Raw genomic sequence first — 19,344 nt, 5'->3', positions numbered from 1 at the left:
TCCGGCGCGCCGCGCCGGATGCCGGGCTGGCCGATCAGGATATGCGCCTGCGCGGACGGATACGGAATGCGGATGGTCTGCGCTTTGCCCAAGGGCGGCACGGGAGGCAGCGCCGGTGCCGGCTTGCCTTCGGCCAGCGCCGCGCCGATGCGCGCCGCGATCTTCTCGGCCTGCGCGCGATCCACCGCCCCCACCAGGGCCAGCACCCCGTTGCGGGCCACGTAATAACGGCGGAAGTAATCCGCCACGTCGCTGCGCCGTATCCGCTTGAGGCTTTGCATCGTGCCCTCGGGGGGCGATGCGTAAGGATGATCGCCGTAAAGCGCGTGCATCATGGCCTTGTCGGCGATGGCACCCGGGTCCTGCTCCTGCGCCTGCAGCCCCACCTGCATCTGTTTCAGCGTGCGTGTGTAGTCGGCCTGCGGGAAGGTCGGCTTGGCCAGCAGGTTGATCAGGGTAGACAGGGACGGATCCAGGTATTCGGGCGCATTCAGGCTGCGCAGGCTGACCCAGGCCATGTCGCGCAGGGCGCCGGTATCGAACTGGGCCCCGACCGCATCGAAGCGGGCCGCGATGGCGTCCGCATCCATACCGTCCGCGCCACTGCCCACCAGGTTGCTGGTGAGCTGGGCGAGGCCGGGGTGTTTGCCGTCGTAGGCGCTGCCCGCGTGAAACACCAGCCGGATATCCAGCATCGGTACCTGCGGGGCGTGAACGAAATACACCTTCAGTCCGTGCGTGGTGATCCAGTGCTGGATGTCCGGATTCGCCTCGGCCCTGACCGGGCCCAGCAGGACCAGGGCCAGCAGCAGGAACAACGGTTTGCGCGGGGAAATAGCCATTAACGGATCGGACCGGAGCTGGCGCCGCCGGAACGCGGCGGGCGGTTGGGATCGATGGGCAGGGGCTTGAGTTCGGCGATGGTGCGGCCCGCAGCCACCAGGTATTTGCGGGCCACGGCCTGTACCTGGGCGGCGGTGACCGCCTTGATGTGCGCCGTATAGGTCTCGGCGAGATGCCAGTCCAAACCGAGTGCGGCGAGCATGCCCAGCTGCGTCGCCTGGTGCGAAAGCGAATCGCGGGCGTAGACCTCCTGGGCGATCAGGCCGGCCTTGACCCGCGCCAGTTCGTCGGCGGCCACCGGCTTGTTGCGCAGATCGCCGACCTGCTTCAGCAGGGCCTGCTCCACGTCGTGGATGGAACGGCCCTCGGCGGGCGTGCCGTCCAGCATGAACAGGGTCTCGTAGCGCGCGTAGGGGTTGTAGCCGGCACTGGCGCCGGCGGCGACCTCCCGGCCGCGGATCAGGATTCTCGGCAGGCGCGCGCTGTCGCCGCCCGAAAGAATGCCGCCCAGCACCTGCAGGGCATAGGGCTCCCAGGACTCGGTGGCGGTGGGAATGCCCGGCACCTTGTAGCCGATCAGCACATAGGGCAGCTTGGCCGGGGCCTCGACGGTAATACGCCGTTCACCACGCTGCGGCACCTCGGTGCGCGGCTTGTCGACCGGCAGGGGATGCGCCTTGAGCGGACCGAACGCCTGGCGGGCGAGCTTGAATACCTGCTGCGGCTCCACATCGCCGGCCACGACCAGAATGGCGTTGTCGGGCACGTACCAGCGCCGGTACCAGCGGCGCAGGTCATCGATGGTCAGGCTTTGCAGGTCGGGCATCCAGCCGATCACCGGATGGTGATAGGGACTGTTGACGAAGGCGGCCGCCATGAAGCGCTCGAAGGTCAGGGACTCCGGATCGTCCTCCACCCGCATGCGTCGCTCCTCGCGCACCACGCGGATCTCGCGCTCGAAATCACTCTTCCCCAGCGTGAGGTTGTGCATGCGGTCCGCCTCCAGCGCCAGCGCCGTCTTCAGGTGGCGGTGGTCCAGGACCTCGTAGTAGGCGGTGTAATCGCGGCTGGTGAAGGCGTTTTCCTGGCCGCCCAGCCGGTCGATGGTGCTGGTGAAGGTCCCGCCCGGGTGGGCGTGCGTGCCCTTGAACATCATGTGTTCCAGCGCATGGGAGATGCCGGTGATGCCGTCGTTTTCGTCGCTGGCACCGACGCGGTACCAGACCTGCGATACGACGATGGGCGCGCGGTGATCCTCCTTGACGATCACCTGCATGCCGTTGGCGAGCTTCAGGGTGTGGACGTCGCCATTGCCGGCCAGGGCCGTGCCCAACCAGCCCAGCAGCGCCAGGCACAGCCAGAGCCGCCACCGGCGGGCGCCGGTGGTGGTAGCATACGCGGCCTGATATTCGTGATGTTTGTAGCCCGGCAAGACGGAGTCACCGATGTTCGGTTTCAAGAAAAAGCAGCCGAAGGATAACACTGAAAAGGCGCCCGCCGCCGAGGCCAGCCGCCCCGGCATGTTCGCCCGCCTGCGCCAGGGCCTGTCCAAGACGGGACACGGCCTGACGGACGGCATGGCCACCCTGATGCTGGGCAAAAAGCAGATCGACGACGAGCTGCTGGAAGAACTGGAGACCCGCCTGCTGATGGCCGACGTCGGCGTGGAGGCGACCCAGCGCATCCTCAAGGAACTCACCGCCCGCGTCTCGCGCAAGGAACTGACCGATGCGGCGGCCCTGATCGACGCCCTGCACCAGAGCATGGCCGACATCCTCAAGCCCTGCACCGCCCCGCTCGAGGTCGACCGGGAAAAACGGCCTTATGTCCTGCTCATGGTCGGCGTCAACGGCGTGGGCAAGACCACCACCATCGGCAAGCTGGCGCGCCGCTTCAAGGACCAGGGCCTGTCGGTGATGCTGGCCGCGGGCGACACCTTCCGCGCCGCCGCGGTCGAGCAGCTGCAGACCTGGGGCGAGCGCAACGAAATCCCCGTCATCGCCCAGGGCAGCGGCGCCGACTCGGCCTCGGTGATCTACGACGCCCTGCAGGCCGCGCAGGCGCGCGGCGTCGACGTGCTGATCGCCGACACGGCGGGACGCCTGCACACCCAGTCCAACCTCATGGATGAGCTCAAGAAGGTGCACCGGGTGATGGGCAAGCTGGACGAGACCGCCCCGCACGAGGTCATGCTGGTGGTGGATGCCGGCACCGGCCAGAACGCCCTTAACCAGGCCCGCCAGTTCCACGAGGCGGTGAACGTCTCGGGCATTACCGTGACCAAGCTGGACGGCACCGCCAAGGGCGGCATCGTGTTCGCCCTGGCCGAGCAACTCGGGCTGCCGCTGCGCTTTATCGGCGTCGGCGAGGCGATCGAGGACCTGCGCGTGTTCGAGGCCGAAGAGTTCGTCAGCGCCCTGCTGGCGGGTCCGCAAGAAGAGTAGACAGGGGAGTAGCAACGACTCGTGAGGGCAGGCAGAATGTCCCCCGTGACCGTGCACACGCACCATCGCCGCAGAGACCCGGCATGATCCTCCTGCAAAACGTTTTCAAGCGTTATCCCACCGGCCAGGAAGCCCTGTCGGACCTGAGCCTGGAAATCCCCGCCGGGGAGATGGCCTTTCTGACCGGCCATTCCGGCGCGGGCAAGAGCACCCTGCTCAAGCTGATCTCGGTGATCGAGCGCCCCACGCGCGGGCAGATCGTGGTCGACGGCAAAAACCTCTCCAGCCTGGGCCGGCGCCAGATCCCCCGTTTTCGCCGCAAGATCGGCATCATCTTCCAGGACCATCACCTGCTGTTCGACCGCAGTGTGTTCGACAACGTCGCGCTGCCGCTGATCATCGCCGGCTTCCGCCGCGAGGAAATCGGCAAGCGGGTGCGCGCCTCGCTGGACAAGGTCGGCCTGCTGCACAAGGAAAAAGCCCAACCCATCACGCTCTCGACCGGCGAGCAGCAGCGCGTGGGCATCGCGCGCGCGGTGGTCAACAAGCCGGACATCCTGCTGGCCGACGAACCCACCGGCAACCTGGACCCCGACCTGTCCCGCGAGATCATGAACCTGTTCACCGAATTCAATCAGGTCGGCGTGACCGTGCTGATCGCCAGCCACGATCTGGGGCTGATCCGCCCCATGGGCAAGCGCATTCTGCAGCTGAGCAACGGACATCTGGCGGACGCGGCGGCATGAAAACAACCCGCCGCCAGCGCGATCCCCAGATGCACGCCCGGCTGCAGGCCTGGGCGGTCAATCATGTGCGCGCCTTCTTTTTCAGCTTGGGCAAGCTCTACCGCGCGCCCTTCGCAAGCCTGATGACCGTCGCCGTGCTGGGCATCGCCCTGGCCCTGCCCAGCGTGCTCTATCTGGCGATCAAAAACCTGCAGGGGGTGAGCAGCGGCTGGGACCGCAGCGCGAACATCTCGCTCTATCTCAAAATGGAAACCAGCGCCGCCCAGGCTCAGTCGCTGGCACAGCAGCTGGAGGGGTGGCCCGGCGTGGCCCAGGCGCGCTACATCTCGCGCGACCAGGCCCTGGCGGAGTTCAAAAAGACCTCGGGTTTTACCGCCGCCCTGGACGCCCTGCCCGACAACCCGCTGCCGGCCGTGGTCGTGGTGACACCGACGCTGGATCACAGCCAGCCGGCCGCCCTGTCCGGGCTGTTGTTCGAGCTGCGCAAGCAACCGCAGGTCGCACAGGCCCAGCTGGATCTGCGCTGGGTGCAGCGCCTGTTCGCCATCATGGACATCGCCCGCCGCGCCGTGCTGGTGCTGGCCTGGCTGCTGGGGCTGGCGGCCCTGCTGGTGGTCGGCAACACCATCCGCCTGGACATCCAGAACCGGCGCGAGGAGATCGAGGTCGCCAAGCTCATCGGTGCGACAGACGCCTTTATCCGCCGCCCGTTCCTGTACGGCGGCCTCTGGTACGGACTGCTCGGGGGAATGCTGGGCCTGCTGATCGTCGGCCTGGTCATGGGCGCCCTGGGCGGCCCGATCTCGCACCTGGCCAGCCTCTACAACAGCTCGTTCCGCCTGGGAGGGCTGAACGGCGGGCTGGTTTTGCAGCTGCTGGCCTTGAGCGCCCTGCTCGGCCTGGCGGGCTCCTGGCTGTCGGTATGGCGGCATTTGCGGGACATCGAGCCGCGCTGACAACCCCGGATTCTGATCACCCCCGGCCAGAGGGGTGGCATTGAACGCCGCGGCGGCCGATACTGCGCCGCACCCTGTACCATAGGGGAGGAGACAGTTTTCACATGGACATCGACGACAGCGCCCACAAGATCATGCTGGTGGATGGCTCGGAATCCGCCCGCAAAATGGTCGGCCAGCTGCTCAAGAAGGGCATCGACAACGCCGAAATCACCAGTTTCACCTCGGCCCGCGAGGCCCTGGCGCATTTGCAGTTCGAGGATTTCGACCTGATCACCACCGCCCTGGCCCTGCCGGATATGGACGGCGTGGAGTTCACCCGCCAGTTGCGCGACATTCCGGGCCGGCAGCACGTGCCGGTGGTGGTGGTCTCCGGGGATGCCGACAGCCGCCAGCAGGAGGACGCCCACCAGGCCGGTGCCACGGGGTATTTCGACAAGGCCCGCGGGCTCAAGGCCCTGGTCGACTATCTCAAGGGGGTCCTGGGCGTCAGCCCCATCCGCCAGGGCGGCCACGTGCTGTACATCGAGGACAGCGCCACCGCCGCGGCTGCCGTGCGTCAGATACTGGAGATCCATGAAATCGACGTCACCCACGTGCTGAGCGCCGAGGACGGCCTGGAACTCCTGCGCCGCGACGGGCTCGAATCGCCCAAGGGTTACGATATCGTCATCAGCGACCTGTTCCTGCGCGGCGACATGACCGGCATCCACCTGACCCGCATCATCCGCAACGAGATGCGCCTGTCCCCGCTGCAGATGCCGGTCCTGCTGGTTACGGTGAGCGGCAACGAGCCCGAGGAGTACGTCAAACTGCTGAAATCGGGCGCCAACGACTTCGTCACCAAACCGGTGATCGAGGAGATCCTCATGGCCCGGGTGAACATGCTGCTGGCCCTGAAACAGCTTTACCTGGAGCAGCATCCCGCCCAGCCGGCATCGGCCCTGAACGCCTGAACGGGAACTCCCGGCCCGATTAGCACTCTAATATTCCGAGTGCTAAACTGAGTATGTGCTAATAGGGGGTACTAGTTTTCATGACTGAACAGTCCCTGATCCTCAAAGGCTCGTCCATGCCGACCCCGGTCGGCAACCTGGAAACCTATATCCAGGCGGTCAACCGCCTGCCGGTGCTCAGCGCCGACGAGGAACAGAAGCTGGCGCGCCGCTACGGGGAACAAGACGACCTCGACGCCGCCCGCCTGCTGATCATGCATAACCTGCGCTTCGTGGTGCAGGTGGCTCGCGGCTACCTGGGTTACGGGCTGCCGCTGGGCGACCTTGTTCAGGAAGGCAATATCGGCCTGATGAAGGCGGTCAAACGCTTCGATCCCGGCATGAACGTCCGGCTGGTCTCCTTTGCCGTGCACTGGATCCGGGCCGAGATCCACGAATTCATCCTGCGCAATTGGCGCATCGTCAAGGTGGCCACCACCAAGGCGCAGCGCAAGCTGTTCTTCAACCTGCGCAGCAGCCGCAAGCGCCTCGGCTGGCTGAACATGAAAGAGGCCGAATCCATCGCCGAACAGCTGGGTGTGTCCACCAAGGACGTGATGGAAATGGAATCGCGCATGAACGGCCAGGACCTGGGCTACGACCTGTCGGCCGATGACGACGAGGAATCTTCCTATTACGCCCCCGCCGCCTACCTGAGCCAGGAGGGCGAGGACCCGGCCGAACAGCTCGAGGCGGAGGACTGGGAGTCCTACAACCATCAGCGCATGGGGCAGGCCCTGTCGAGCCTGGACGAACGCGCCCGCGACATCGTCGCCCGACGCTGGCTGAGCAGCGAAAAGGCCACCCTGCACGAACTGGCCGCCGAATACGACGTCTCGGCTGAGCGCATTCGTCAGATCGAAAGCGGGGCAATCAAAAAACTGCGCAACGCCATGGCGGACTGACGCCACCCGGCACAACCCGCATCAAACGAAAAAGGCTCCCCTCCGGGAGCCTTTTTCGTTTGATGATGCCGATCGTGAATCAGTGCGCGATCAGCACCGAGAAGAAACTGATCCAGGACCAGACAATCAGCGCAATGATCAGGTAAAGGGGAAGCTTGTTGTAAAACATGGCGGCTCCTGCGCTTTAAAGTCGTACAAATCGGGTGGCTATGCTACTCAATCAGTCCTTGTCCTGCAAGGAATCCTGCTTGTTCCGCTGGGGAATGCGCGGGTCGTCGTCGTCCATCAGAATCCGGTGGGAGACCCCCTCCAGGTCGTCGTACTGGCCGCTCTTCACCGTCCAGGCGAAAAACACCAGCGCGATGACCATCAGTACGATCCCGATGGGAATCAGCAAATAAAGAATACTCATGCCTGCATGTCCTTTACGGCGAACTCAAAACTTGGACCGCATCGAGCGGGGCGGGTTCTTGAGACGCAGGGCATTGATCACCACCATCAGCGAACTGGCCGACATTCCCACCGCCGCCATCCAGGGCAGGATCACCCCGGCGGCCGCCAACGGCAGGGCAACCACATTATAAACCACCGCCCAAGCCAGATTCTGGCGGATCACGGCCAGTGTACGACGCGCCATCTCCACCGCATCGGACAGGTGCATGAGGTTTTCCGACAACAGCACCATGTCCGCCGAGGCATGCGCCAGCTGCGCCCCGCTGCCCATGGCGACTGAGACCTGGGCGCCGGCCAGCACCGGGGCGTCGTTCACGCCGTCGCCCACCATCGCGGTCACCGCCCCCGCCGCCTGCAGACGGCGCAATTCCGCCAGCTTGCCATCCGGTAGCAGGCCGCCCGACCAGGTGTCGATACCCACCTCTTCGGCCACCCGCGCGGCCACGGCGGGCTGGTCTCCGCTCAGCAGGACGACCTGGATGCCTTGCGACTTGAGGCGCTCGATGGCGCGCCGCGCCTCCTCGCGTACCTGATCACGCAGGCTGAATACCGCCAGCAGCCGGTCGTCCTCGCCCAGCACCACCTGACTCACGCCGGCCGGCGGCGTCGGTAGGTCGGCGTCGGTCTTGCCCGGGAAAACGTATTCCCATCGTCCCAGGCGATAACGCCGACCGTCGACCATTGCGCTGATCCCGCGCCCGGATTCCGCCACCGTATCGCTCACCATGGCCGGGAACTCGGCGGCGGCGCGCAGGGCCTGGGCCACGGGATGCTCCGAGCCCTGCTCCAGACCGGCCGCGATATTGAGGCAGGTATCCCGGTCCAGGTCCCCGCGCACCTCCACGTCGGCCAGCTCAAGCCGCCCGTAGGTAAGCGTGCCGGTCTTGTCGAACACCATGTGCGTAACCTTGGAAAGGGTTTCCAGGGCATGCCCGCGGGAGGTCAGCACGCCGAGCTGGGTCAAGGTGCCGGTCGCCGCCGTCAACGCCACGGGCGTGGCCAGGGACAGTGCGCAGGGGCAGGTCACGACCAGCACCGAGAGGGTGATCCAGAACGCCTCGTGCGGCGCGTACCAGTACCAGAAGGCGAATACTCCCACCGCCACCAGCAGCAGGGCGCCGACGAACCAGCCCGCCACCCGGTCGGCAAGCTGGGCCAGGCGCGGCTTTTCCATCTGGGCGCGGTCCAGCAGGCGCACGATGGAGGACAGCACGGTATCGCCGCCCACGTGCGTCACATCCATTTGCAGCGGCGACTCGACATTCAACGTTCCGCCCACCAGTTCCTCGCCGACGCCGCGCCGGCGGGGCAGGCTTTCGCCGGTGAGCAGGGCCTCGTTGATACTGCTGGTGCCCTCGACCACCACCCCGTCCGCCGGCACGACCTCCCCCGGGCGGATCAGCACCCGGTCGCCGGTCTCCAGGTCGTTCACCGTCACCACTTCGGTACGTCCGTCTACCAGCCGGGTCGCACCGGTCGGCAGCAGGCGGATGAGATCCTCTCCGGCCTCCCCCGCCTTGTGGCGTGCCAGCAGCTCCAGGAAACGCCCCACCAGCAGGAAAAACACGAACATGGTGACCGAGTCGAAATAGACATCGCCGACCTGACGCACGGTCGCCCAGGCGCTCGCCACGTAGGCCGCACCGACCGCGATCGACACCGGCACGTCCATGCCCAGCTGGCGTTTTTTCAGATCCCGCCACGCCGAGAGGAAGAACACACGCCCGGAATAAAACACCACCGGCGTGGCCAGCAGCAGACTGACCCAGCGCAGGAAATTGCGGATGTCGGGCGACATCCCGGAATAATCCCCGGCGTACAACCCCACCGCGATCATCATCACCTGCATCATGCCCACGCCGGCCACGGCGATGCGCCTGAGCGCCGCGTTGCGTTCCTTCTTGTGCAGGGCTTCCTGGCGATTGGGGTCGAAGGGGTGGGCGCGGTAACCGATGGCGGCGATCGCCTTGAGGATGTCGCTGAGGTGGATCTGGGCGTTGTCCCACTTCACCTGGGCGCGGTGGGTGGCGTAATTGACGTTGAATTCCAACACCCCGTCCAGGGCGCGTACGTGGCGCTCGTTGAGCCAGACGCAGGCGGCGCAGACGATGCCTTCGAGGATCAGCGACGCTTCGCGGACGTTTTCGGCTTCGGTACGGACGAAACTCTTTTGCAGGTCGTCGCGGTCGTAGAGGTCGTATTCGCGCAGGATGTCCGGCACCAGGGCCTGGGCCGTCACATTGTCGCGGGTGCGGTGCTTGTAGTAATCGGTAAGACCGGCATCGACGATGGCCTGCGCCACCGCCTGACAACCCGGACAACACATGGCGCGCCGCTCGCCACCGATCTGCACCGAATAATCGGTGTCGGGCGGCACGGGCAGACCGCAGTGGTAACAGCTATGATCGTGTTCGTCCGCCACGCAGGTCTCCCGCCGTCAGGCCACCCCGCATCGGCAGGTGCTCACGAAGTCCGACCGGGTGCTTTGAAAACCTCGGTCATGGCCTTGTCCTCGTAGCTGTCCTTGCCGTGGTTGATCCGCAGGAACACGTCCCAGTAGCCCGGCAGCGGCAGCATGACCTGTCCCCGGTAAAGACCGGGGCGCATCTCCTTGAGCACATGGATCTGGTCCAGACGCTCATTGGACGCACGCAGGAAATTCGCCTCGACATGGGCACCGGTCACCGGCACGCCATCGCGGTCCAGTATCTCCACCTCGAAGACCTGCTTGCGGTTGGCCATCGGCTTGTCGGAGAAGCCTTTTTTCACGGTCCAGTGCAGCGCCGCCTGCTGTTTCATCCTGGCCAGATAGGCGTCGTACTGGCCTTCCTTCATCTGATAGTTATGCAGCACCGTGCCGGGGAAGTAGGAGGTCACCTTCACGCCCTCGTCGGGCTTGGGCAGCAGCAGTGCAGCCATATGCTGGGAAAGACCCTTGCTGGACAGGGTGACGATGACCGCATCGACGGTGGCGAGCCCCAGGAAGAACAGCACGATGATGGTCGGCGCCCAGTGAAACCAGCGGGCGTTTTCGTCCTTGCCCTCGTGTTGTTCGCGCATCTCCCAGGTGGAGGTGATGATGCCGAGCACGTACGGCACGACAAGGTAAAAAGCGATATGCACGGCCAGCACGTCCAGGCCTTCCCAATGGGTGATCGCATAGGGCAGGAACGCGAGCATCGCGCCCATGCTGACGATCAACGAGACCTGCTTGCCGCGCAGCGGCGTGAACTTGTAGATCAGGACGAAGGCCAGGAAGGCCAGACCGACGCCGATTCCCAGACTTGTTACCAGACTGCTCATCGAAAACTACCTCAGGGGGTATAAAACCGCGCTGGCACCTTGATCGGCGGGATCTTGCCGTTCTGCGGCGTCAGCACGAATGAAAAATCATGATCCTCGGGAGTGGCGGTATTGCCGGGAAAGCGCACACGCACCAGCACGCGCAGGTACTGTTCGGGCGGAATGGTGAAGTTCTTGAAGTTGCCGACATCCAGCACGGCGCCTTTAAGCCCGTCGAGCCCGACCGTCAGCGTGAGCGGGCTCTGCGTCTTGTTGTTGATCTTGAGCTCGTAGCTGTTCTGGATACTGCCGTCGGACATCACCACGTACAGCGGCTGGCGGATCTGGCGCGACACGGCATCGTATTTGGTCGAATGCGTCATGCTCCACAGCAGCAGGCCGAGCACGATGGCGATCGCTGCCCCGTAACCGAAGGTCTTGCCCTTCAGGAAACGGGTCTTCTTGCCTTCCAGTTCGTTTTCCGAGGTGTAGCGTATCAACCCGCGCGGCCAGCCCATGTTATCCATGATGTTGTCACAGGCATCGACACAAAGCGCGCAGTGGATACATGACACCTGCAGGCCATTGCGGATATCGATACCGGTCGGACAGACCTGCACGCAGTATCCGCAGTCGATGCAGTCGCCGACACCGGCTGCCTGCCGCTGGTCATGCGTCTTCAGCTGCTTGTTTACCTTGTGGCGTCCCGCCTGTCCTTCACCACGACCCTGATCGTAAGACACGATCAGGGTATCTCGATCGAACATCACGCTCTGGAAACGCGCATAGGGGCACATGTAGGTGCACACCTGCTCCCGCGCCAGACCGGCCATGACGTAGGTGGTGGCGGTCAGAAACGCCGTGGTGGCATAGGCCGGGAATGGCGCCTTGCCGGTGAAGAACTGCAGCGTCAGCTGCGGCGCGTCCGCCCAGTACAGCGTAAAGGTGAGACCGGTCAGCATCGCCACCAGCAGCCACAACACGTGCGTGGCGCCGAGCTTGAAAATCTTTTCGAAATTCCACGGTTGCTTGGCCAGCCGGATGCGCGCCGGGCGTTCCCCCTGAACCAGGCGCTCCACCATGATGAACACGTCGGTCCACAACGTCTGGAAACAGAAATAACCGCAAAACACGCGGCCGAGGATGCCGGTTACGAAAAACAGCAACAACGCCGCCAGCAGCAGGAAACCCGCCAGCCAGAAAATATCCTGGGGATGAACCACCAGACCGAAGATATAAAACAGGCGGGTATTGAGGTCGAACAGCACGGCCTGGTCGGGGCCGGTGGGGCGTGCCCAGCGGATCCAGGGCAGCAGGAAGTAAACACCGTAGGCCAGGGCGAGAACGCCCCATTTGATATAACGAAAACGCCCCTTCACGGAGCGCGGATAGATTGGTATGCGCCCCTCGAATAGAGACTCTGTGGATTCGCTCATTTCTGTATAGCCCCCGAGGGGCCGGGCTGAAAACGCAAAACGGGCGGCGCGCAATGCGCCGCCCGGGTGTCAATCGCCTTACTGACCGCCGCCGAGTTCGTGGACGTAAACCGTCAGCAGCTTGATCTGCGTGGACGAAAGGCGGCCCTGCCAGGTCGGCATCACACGTGAGACACCGTGCAGGATCACATGTTCCACGGCGGCGACCTTTTCATCATAGGTCTTGGCGGCGGGAACGTTGGCGATAGTCCAGACATGGTCGGTCAGATTCGCGGAACCCTGCGAGATCAGCCCCGTGGCCTTCTCGCCGTGGCAGTAATAGCAACCGCCTTCCTGGCCGTGGAAGATCTTCTCGCCGCGCATGATGGCCTTTTCATCGCCGCCCTTGGTGCCCGACAGGCTCAGCACGTATTCGGCGACGTCATGCGCCTGGGCGTCGCTGAAGGTCGGACGGAACGAAGGCATGAAGCCGTGGTGACCCGCGGTAATGGTGTGCTGGATTTCCCGCACCGTTCCGCCCCACAGCCAGGAGTCGTCCGCCAGGTTCGGGTAGTGTCCGACCACGCCCGTGCCGCCGGCCTGGTGGCACACGGCGCAGTTGTCGCCGAACAGGGTCTTCGCGTAGGAACGCACAAAGGCCATCATGTCCGGATTGGACAGGATCTGCGCGTAGGAGCTGCCCTCGATCTTCTTGAGGTAAGCGCGCTGCTTTTCCGCTTCCGCACCGTACTCATCTTCGTACATCAGCCGTGCACGGGTGTTCCACGGAACGGTCTTCTTGACCTCCTTGCCGTCCTGTTTCACCTCGTAGGTGACGGTATCGAAACCCTTGGTGAAGGAGGTACCGACCGGCCATGCAGGATAGAGAAACCAGTAAACCACGGCGAAGACGACGGTGCCGTAGAACGCCCACACCCACCAACGCGGAAGCGGGTTGTTGTATTCCTGAAGGTCGCCATCCCAGGCGTGCCCCGTTGTCTGGACAGCGCCGGTCTGTTTCTTGTCAGCTGCGTTGCTCATGGTGATCTGCCTTCTGTTCTTTATCTATATCTGCCTCATCATCGCCGTCCTGGAGCGGGATATACCGGTAGCTTTCCAACCGCTCCGAGCGCCGCTTACCTGAGTAGACGTAAACGACAATGCCGATGAACAGCGGGAACAATAGAAACAACGCGGTCAGGGGGCTGGTCGCTATTGCTTCGATTGTTGACCAAATCTTTTCCAAATCTCATTACCCGCTGTCGGTTTCAGCCGGCGGCCATCAGACCGCCGGCCTCAGACATCAACGGAACTGGACGAAGTAGTCCTGGCTGTATTTCTGGAAATCGACCAGGGTGCCCAGCATCTGCAGGTATGCAACCAGCGCATCCATCTCGGTGATGCGGTCGGGGATACCATCGTAGTCGCCCTGCTCAGCCTGCTTGATCAGGTTGTCCTGAGCATGGTTGATGTCGAGCATCTTGGCAGTCTTTTCGCCGAACCGCTTCACGTTGGCGTCGTATTCCTGCTTCGTGCTGGAGTACGGCACACCGACCTTCTTCAAGGCCTCCATACGTTCGGCGATATCGGAATAGGCCAGGTCGTCCTTAATCAGCCACGGGAAGTCCGGCATGATGGATTCCGGCACAACCGAACGCGGATCGATCAGGTGCTGCACCTGCCACGCATTGGAGTACTTGCCACCCACGCGAGCGAGGTCCGGACCGGTACGCTTGGAACCCCACTGGAACGGATGGTCGTACTTCGACTCGGCCGCCAGCGAGTAATGGCCGTAACGCAGTTCCTCGTCACGGAAGGGACGAACCATCTGCGAGTGGCAGAGATAGCAGCCTTCGCGCTGATAGATGTCGCGACCGCGCAGTTCCAGCGGGGTGTAGGGACGGATGCCGTCCACCTTTTCCACGGTCCCCTTGAGGTAGAACAGCGGGACGATTTCGACCAGCCCGCCGATGCTGATGACCAGCAGGGTCAGGATCACCAGCAGGCCGGCATTCGTTTCAATGCTTTCGTGCTTCATGTTGTTTTACTCCGCTCGATCAGGCATTGGCCATCTTGGATGCGATCTTGGCCTCGATAGCCGCCTGCTCACGCTTGGCGGTCACAACCGTCATATAGAAGTTGTACGCCATGACAATCGCACCAGAGAGGAAGAACATGCCGCCGATCATGCGCGTGATGTAAGGCACGTGCAGGAACACCACGGATTCGACGAACGTGTACGCCAGGTTGCCGTACTGATCGAAGGCGCGCAGCATCAGGCCCTGACCGATACCGGCCACCCACATCGCGACGATGTAGAGGATGATGCCGATGGTGGCCAGGAAGAAGTGCACGTAGACCAAACGGTTGCTGTACAGCTTGGTGTCCCAGAGACGCGGCACCATGTGATAGAAGGAGCCGAAGGTGATCATCGCCACCCAGCCCAGGGCGCCGGAATGCACGTGGCCGATGGTCCAGTCGGTGTAGTGCGACAGGGCGTTGACGCTCTTCAGCGCCATCATCGGGCCTTCGAAGGTGGACATGCCGTAGAAGGACAGGCCGGTGATCAGGAACAGCATGATCGGGTCGGTGCGCAGCTTATCCCAGGCGCCCGAGAGGGTCATGATGCCGTTGATCATGCCGCCCCAGGAAGGCATCAGCAGCAGGATCGAGAAGGTCGCGGCCAGGGTCGAGGTCCAGTCGGGCAGCGCGGTCCAGTGCAGATGGTGCGCGCCCACCCACATGTACAGGAACACCAGCGCCCAGAAGTGGACGATCGACAGGCGATAGGAATACACCGGGCGGCCGGCCTGCTTGGGCACGAAGTAGTACATCATGCCCAGGAAGGCGGCGGTGAGCAGGAAGCCCACCATGTTGTGGCCGTACCACCACTGGGTCATGGCGTCCTGCACGCCGGAGAACAGCGAGTAGGACTTCATCTCCAGCATGCTGACGGGGACCGCCAAGTTATTGAAAATATGAAGAATACCCACCGCCAGGATGTAGCCCATGTAGAACCAGTTGGCCACGTAGATGTGCGGCTGGGAACGGCGGCGCAGGGTCTGGACATAGATCCAGAAATAGAAGATCCAGAGCACCGCGATCGCGATGTCAAAGGGCCATTCGAACTCGGCGTACTCGCGCGACTGGGTGTAGCCCAGCATGTAGCTGATCACGCCCAGAGCAACCGTGATGTTCCATCCGTACAGGATGATCTTGGCCAGCAGGTCGCTGCTGTACAGGCGGGCCTGGCAGGTGCGCTGTACCACATAGAACGAGGTGGCAAACAGGGCGTTAGCCGCAAACCCGAACAACACCGCACTGGTGTGAACAGGACGCAAGCGCCCGAACGTGATGTAGGGGATGTCCATGTTCATGTTGATGTGGAAGGGCCACGCCAACTCGGACGCGATCCACACCCCAACGGACATGCCGATTATGGCCCAAATAACGGCCATAATGGCGAACTTTCGTACGATATCGTAGTTGTACTGTTCGCTTGAACCGATCGCGGTATGCGCCATCTTCATACCCTCTGATGATAAAAATTCGTAGCTGTCAGCGGATAAAGCCCGCGAAGGATACAGCAATTCCGAACCCATGCAAAATTCAGATTGGCCGAATCCGGGGGATTTCGCACTCAGATGGGGCAAAACACACACCCGCGCCGCGCCGGAGGGCGCGCGGGGAACTCAATGCGAGTTCAACTGCTGGAGAAACAGCGGCAGGTAACGGTCGAACAGCAACAGGGCGAACAGCAGCATCAGATAAGCGATTGAAAAAACGAACATCTTTATCGAGTGCTCACGTGCGCCGGTGCGGTACAGGCGGTGCGCATGAAACAGGAAAACGGCGTTCAGAATCGCCACTCCGGCGAGATAGACCACGCCGTTTCCGCCCAGTAGGAAGGGCAGCAGGGTGATAGCGGCCAATAGCCACGTGTAAAGCACTACCTGGAGTCGGGTAAATGCCTCGCCGTGGGTAACCGGCAGCATCGGCACCCCCACCTTGGCATACTCCTCCTTGCGATACAGGGCCAGCGCCCAGAAGTGCGGGGGGGTCCAGGCAAAGATGATCAGCACCAGAATCAGCGGATAGGCCGCCACGTGCCCCGTCACCGCGGTCCAGCCGAGCAGCGGCGGCATCGCACCGGCCAGCCCGCCGATGACGATGTTCTGCGGCGTGGCCCGCTTCAGATAAAGGGTATAGATCACGGCATAGCCGATCAGCGCGAGAAAGGTCAGCCCGGCGGTGAGCAGGTTCACGCGCGTGATCAGGATCGCCAGCCCCACACCGCCGATCAGGGCCGCGAATACCAGACAACGGGTCGCATTCAGATATCCCTTGGGAATCGGCCGGTTCTGGGTACGTCGCATCTCGGCATCGATGCGGCGATCCACCACATGGTTGAGCGCCGCAGCGGAACCCGCCATCAACGCGATGCCGATCGTGCCGTAGATCAGGGCCGCCCACGGCGTGTGGCCAGGCTCGGCGAGCAGCATGCCCACCCATGAGGTGAAGACCATCAACCCCACCACCCTGGGCTTGCACAACTCATAATAGGCCTGGCAGCGCGCCAACAGGCCGGTTGGATTCCATGCCACACGCAAAGTATTCATGACTCGCCCCCCTTCTCTTCAGCCGGCCTGGTCACGCCATACAGCAGCGCCAACACCGACAGCAGCAGCAGTGCCGCAGTCCCGTTATGTGCCACCGCGACCGGCAGCGGCAGATGAAACACCACGTTCGACACCCCCAATGAAAATTGGGTGATCACCAGCACCAGCACGGCCCAGCCCGCCACGAACGTCCAGCCGCGCGTAAAGATCACGCAACGCAGGGCCAGCAAGGCGAGATAGGTGATGGTGATCAGGGCACCGATCCGGTGCGTCACGTGGATGGCCGTGCGCGCGGGATTGGTCAGCACGCCGTACTCATAATTAATGCCGATACCGCGCCACAGGACGAAGGCATCGCGAAAATCCATATGCGGCCACCACTGCCCCTGACAGGTAGGGAAATCGGTACAGGCCAGTGCCGCATAGTTCGAACTGGTCCAGCCGCCGAGCGCGATCTGCGCGATCAGGATCACGAGCCCCAGCAATACCCAGGTACGCATGCGCACCGCGCGCAGCGATGCCCGCAGATCGGGAAAGCGCTGCGACAAAAACAGCCACCACAACAGCGCCAGGGTGGCGAAGCCGCCGAGCAGATGCCCCATGACGATCAGCGGCTTCAACAACAGGGTGACCGTCCACATGCCGAGCAGGGCCTGAAAAATCACCAGCACGACCAACGCCATCGGCAGATAGCGGCCAGCGGCATTGACCCGCCGCAGTGTGAGGGAGATGAACAGCAGTGCGGCAATTATCAGCCCCAGCGTGCCGGCGAAATAGCGATGCACCATTTCCTTCCACGCCTTGGCCGGCTCGACCGGACGCCCCGGATAGGTTTTGGTGGCCTGGGACATGGCATGCGTGCTTTCAGGTACCGTCAGGTGCCCATAGCAGCCCGGCCAGTCCGGGCACCCCAGCCCGGCATTCGACAAGCGCACATAGGCACCCAGCATGACCACCACCAGCGCGAAAACGGTGGCCACCCCGGCGAGACGGCAAAACAGTAGGTAGCGATCCATAATCCTCAGCCGATATTGGAAATTTTCAGCAACCGCTTGAGATCCTTGAGCATGCCTTTCGCCGGCGCCTCGGGCGGATAACGCAACACCAGATTCCCGTGCGGGTCGACCAGATACACGGTCCCCGCCGGATGCTCGCCAAACTGTGCACGTGCATCGGACCAGCCGTCCTGCCGCGGTTCGACGACCGGCATGCCCGGATACTCGTTACGCATCAACGCCATGGTTCCGGCATCGTGCTTGCCTTCCAGCAACAGGAAACGCTGAACCCTGTCCGCATCGTGGCTTAGCGCAAGCCGCACCTGCCGCATCTTGTAGAGCGAGGCCCGGCACGCCAGATCGCAGGATCCGTCGACAAGCATCAGCAGCGCCCAGCGGCCGCGCCAATCGCTGAACGCGACCCGTTCACCCTGGAGGTTCTGCATATGAAACTCATGCAGGGTCTGCACGGGCTGATACAGGACTCCCACGTTGGTGTGCGAGCCGACGAACCAGTCACGGTGGTATTGATAGAGATACGTCGCCAGAAAAAGCGGCGCGAAAAACAGCACGACGAGAAAGATCAACATCAACCGCCCGCGCAGGCGCCGGTCATTCTGCATGGGATTAACGTCCGCCATCATCTGCCTGCCGGAGATTCCTGAACAAATAAATCAGTACGAGTATCAGCGCCATGGCGAACCACTGCACGGCATATCCGATGTGCCGCGCGGGGGTGAACGCCACCGGCTGCCACTCGCGCACATAGCCTTGCGGCTGACCGGCATCCATCCGGATGATCAACGGCAAAACGGGATGCCCCAGGCGCTGCGCCATATTCTTGAAATCGAGAAACTGGATCACCCGTGGCCAGCCGTGCTGCCCGTCATCCATACCGCCCAGATGGAATCCGCGCCCGAATGGCACATAGACTGTGCCGACGACGGCCTGCTCAGCGGGCCGCAAACCAACGTCGGGCAGCCGCTTTCTACTGCCACCCAGAGGAACCCAACCGCGATCCACCAGCAACCAGGGCTTGCGGCCGGAAACCGCCAACGGGGTGATGACCTGATAACCGGGTCTGCCCTCGTTTATTTGGTTGTCGAGTAAAAATTGCCTGTCCGGCACCCAACGCCCATCGATTCGCACATGACGAAAACGCTGGCCGCCCGGATTCTGTACATGATTCCAATCGAGCTCCGATGCCGGCTGGGTCTTGCGCTGCTGCCATGTGTGGATGATGGCCTCTTTTTCCTGCGCTCTCGATAACTGCCACATACCCAGCAGAATGAACAACGACATGAAGATCAATGTCAGCACCGTGATATAGAGTTTGGGTCTGAATTCGTATCGGCCAAGGCGCATCGAAACAATCAGCAATCGTAAAATTCAACTGACCTATACTTGAAGACGCACATCGCTGACAAGGGATACTCCATGCTCATAAAAATCATCGTCATCTTTCTTTTGCTGGTCATCATCGGCAGCCTGGGTTCCGCAATCGTGTACCTGATCAAGGACCGCGGCACCGGCACACGCACCGTCAAGGCCCTGACAGTGCGAATCACGCTTTCGTTTATTGCGTTCCTGCTGCTGATTATTGGATATTTCACCGGCCTGATTCACCCGCACGGAATAATCCCTCCCCAGTAACTCAGGCCCGACAAAAACCGCGAGGCGCCGAATATCGG

The 19,344-nt window shown here is 62.8% G+C and carries 20 protein-coding genes; 6 read left to right on the top strand and 14 right to left on the bottom strand.

Annotated features, from left to right (window positions below; genetic code table 11):
• A partial coding sequence (locus P8Y64_03125) for a pitrilysin family protein (GenBank protein ID MEJ2059469.1) occupies nt 1-842 on the bottom strand: 842 nt, incomplete at its 3' end.
• Nucleotides 842-2,275 (bottom strand): pitrilysin family protein, encoded by a 1,434-nt coding sequence (locus tag P8Y64_03120; protein MEJ2059468.1) that lies wholly within the window; start codon nt 2,273-2,275, stop codon nt 842-844. The genes P8Y64_03125 and P8Y64_03120, both read right to left, overlap by 1 nt.
• A 13-nt stretch (nt 2,276-2,288) precedes the next feature.
• Between P8Y64_03120 and ftsY the strand changes: the two genes are divergently transcribed.
• The 5 genes from ftsY to rpoH all read left to right on the top strand — a co-directional run bounded on the left by ftsY (nt 2,289) and on the right by rpoH (nt 6,889).
• The gene (gene ftsY / locus P8Y64_03115) at nt 2,289-3,287 is read left to right on the top strand and encodes a signal recognition particle-docking protein FtsY (GenBank protein ID MEJ2059467.1); all 999 of its coding nucleotides are present in this window, start codon (nt 2,289-2,291) and stop codon (nt 3,285-3,287) included.
• A gap of 83 nt (nt 3,288-3,370) precedes the next feature.
• Complete coding sequence (gene ftsE, locus P8Y64_03110; protein MEJ2059466.1) at nt 3,371-4,033, top strand: cell division ATP-binding protein FtsE; 663 nt, start codon at nt 3,371-3,373, stop codon at nt 4,031-4,033.
• A complete protein-coding gene (ftsX, locus tag P8Y64_03105) occupies nt 4,030-4,989 on the top strand; it encodes a permease-like cell division protein FtsX (protein ID MEJ2059465.1) in 960 nt (319 codons plus the stop codon). The genes ftsE and ftsX overlap by 4 nt, the downstream gene beginning before the upstream one ends.
• Nucleotides 4,990-5,093: 104 nt before the next feature.
• On the top strand, nt 5,094-5,945 hold the full coding sequence (locus tag P8Y64_03100; protein ID MEJ2059464.1) for a response regulator: 852 nt from the start codon (nt 5,094-5,096) through the stop codon (nt 5,943-5,945).
• An 80-nt stretch (nt 5,946-6,025) separates the two neighbouring features.
• Nucleotides 6,026-6,889 (top strand): RNA polymerase sigma factor RpoH, encoded by an 864-nt coding sequence (gene rpoH / locus P8Y64_03095; GenBank protein MEJ2059463.1) that lies wholly within the window; start codon nt 6,026-6,028, stop codon nt 6,887-6,889.
• 220 nt (nt 6,890-7,109) lie between these two features.
• On the opposite strand, the gene ccoS is transcribed toward rpoH, so the two are convergent.
• The 12 genes from ccoS to P8Y64_03035 form a co-directional block, all read right to left on the bottom strand.
• Nucleotides 7,110-7,301 carry a cbb3-type cytochrome oxidase assembly protein CcoS gene (gene ccoS, locus P8Y64_03090; GenBank protein ID MEJ2059462.1) on the bottom strand — a complete coding sequence of 64 codons (192 nt, stop codon included), beginning with the start codon at nt 7,299-7,301 and terminating at the stop codon, nt 7,110-7,112.
• Between the two features lie 24 nt (nt 7,302-7,325).
• Nucleotides 7,326-9,764 (bottom strand): heavy metal translocating P-type ATPase, encoded by a 2,439-nt coding sequence (locus P8Y64_03085; GenBank protein MEJ2059461.1) that lies wholly within the window; start codon nt 9,762-9,764, stop codon nt 7,326-7,328.
• A 41-nt stretch (nt 9,765-9,805) separates the two neighbouring features.
• Entirely contained in the window at nt 9,806-10,645 is an 840-nt protein-coding gene (locus tag P8Y64_03080; GenBank protein ID MEJ2059460.1) for a FixH family protein, read from the bottom strand.
• 11 nt (nt 10,646-10,656) lie between these two features.
• Nucleotides 10,657-12,060, bottom strand: a complete 1,404-nt coding sequence (ccoG, locus tag P8Y64_03075) for a cytochrome c oxidase accessory protein CcoG (protein MEJ2059459.1) — start codon at nt 12,058-12,060, stop codon at nt 10,657-10,659.
• 78 nt (nt 12,061-12,138) lie between these two features.
• Entirely contained in the window at nt 12,139-13,080 is a 942-nt protein-coding gene (ccoP, locus tag P8Y64_03070; protein MEJ2059458.1) for a cytochrome-c oxidase, cbb3-type subunit III, read from the bottom strand.
• The gene (locus tag P8Y64_03065) at nt 13,064-13,285 is read right to left on the bottom strand and encodes a cbb3-type cytochrome c oxidase subunit 3 (GenBank protein MEJ2059457.1); all 222 of its coding nucleotides are present in this window, start codon (nt 13,283-13,285) and stop codon (nt 13,064-13,066) included. The genes ccoP and P8Y64_03065 overlap by 17 nt, the downstream gene beginning before the upstream one ends.
• A gap of 57 nt (nt 13,286-13,342) precedes the next feature.
• Nucleotides 13,343-14,077 (bottom strand): cytochrome-c oxidase, cbb3-type subunit II, encoded by a 735-nt coding sequence (gene ccoO, locus P8Y64_03060; GenBank protein MEJ2059456.1) that lies wholly within the window; start codon nt 14,075-14,077, stop codon nt 13,343-13,345.
• 19 nt (nt 14,078-14,096) lie between these two features.
• A complete protein-coding gene (ccoN, locus tag P8Y64_03055) occupies nt 14,097-15,563 on the bottom strand; it encodes a cytochrome-c oxidase, cbb3-type subunit I (GenBank protein MEJ2059455.1) in 1,467 nt (488 codons plus the stop codon).
• Between the two features lie 168 nt (nt 15,564-15,731).
• Nucleotides 15,732-16,658 (bottom strand): heme o synthase, encoded by a 927-nt coding sequence (cyoE, locus tag P8Y64_03050; protein MEJ2059454.1) that lies wholly within the window; start codon nt 16,656-16,658, stop codon nt 15,732-15,734.
• A complete protein-coding gene (locus tag P8Y64_03045; GenBank protein ID MEJ2059453.1) occupies nt 16,655-17,674 on the bottom strand; it encodes a COX15/CtaA family protein in 1,020 nt (339 codons plus the stop codon). The genes cyoE and P8Y64_03045 overlap by 4 nt, the downstream gene beginning before the upstream one ends.
• A gap of 5 nt (nt 17,675-17,679) precedes the next feature.
• Nucleotides 17,680-18,276: a cytochrome oxidase assembly protein gene (locus P8Y64_03040; protein ID MEJ2059452.1), complete on the bottom strand. Its 597-nt coding sequence runs from the start codon at nt 18,274-18,276 to the stop codon at nt 17,680-17,682.
• A gap of 4 nt (nt 18,277-18,280) precedes the next feature.
• Nucleotides 18,281-19,018 (bottom strand): SURF1 family protein, encoded by a 738-nt coding sequence (locus P8Y64_03035; protein ID MEJ2059451.1) that lies wholly within the window; start codon nt 19,016-19,018, stop codon nt 18,281-18,283.
• A 72-nt stretch (nt 19,019-19,090) separates the two neighbouring features.
• Here P8Y64_03035 and P8Y64_03030 point away from each other — a divergent pair, with 72 nt between their 5' ends.
• Nucleotides 19,091-19,306, top strand: a complete 216-nt coding sequence (locus P8Y64_03030) for a twin transmembrane helix small protein (protein MEJ2059450.1) — start codon at nt 19,091-19,093, stop codon at nt 19,304-19,306.
• The last annotated feature ends 38 nt before the right edge of the window (nt 19,307-19,344 follow it).

The sequence above is a fragment of the Gammaproteobacteria bacterium genome, from assembly GCA_037388465.1.
In the GTDB taxonomy this organism is placed as follows: Bacteria; Pseudomonadota; Gammaproteobacteria; order SpSt-1174; family SpSt-1174; genus JARRKE01.
This window is presented reverse-complemented; position numbering and strand designations above follow the sequence as displayed.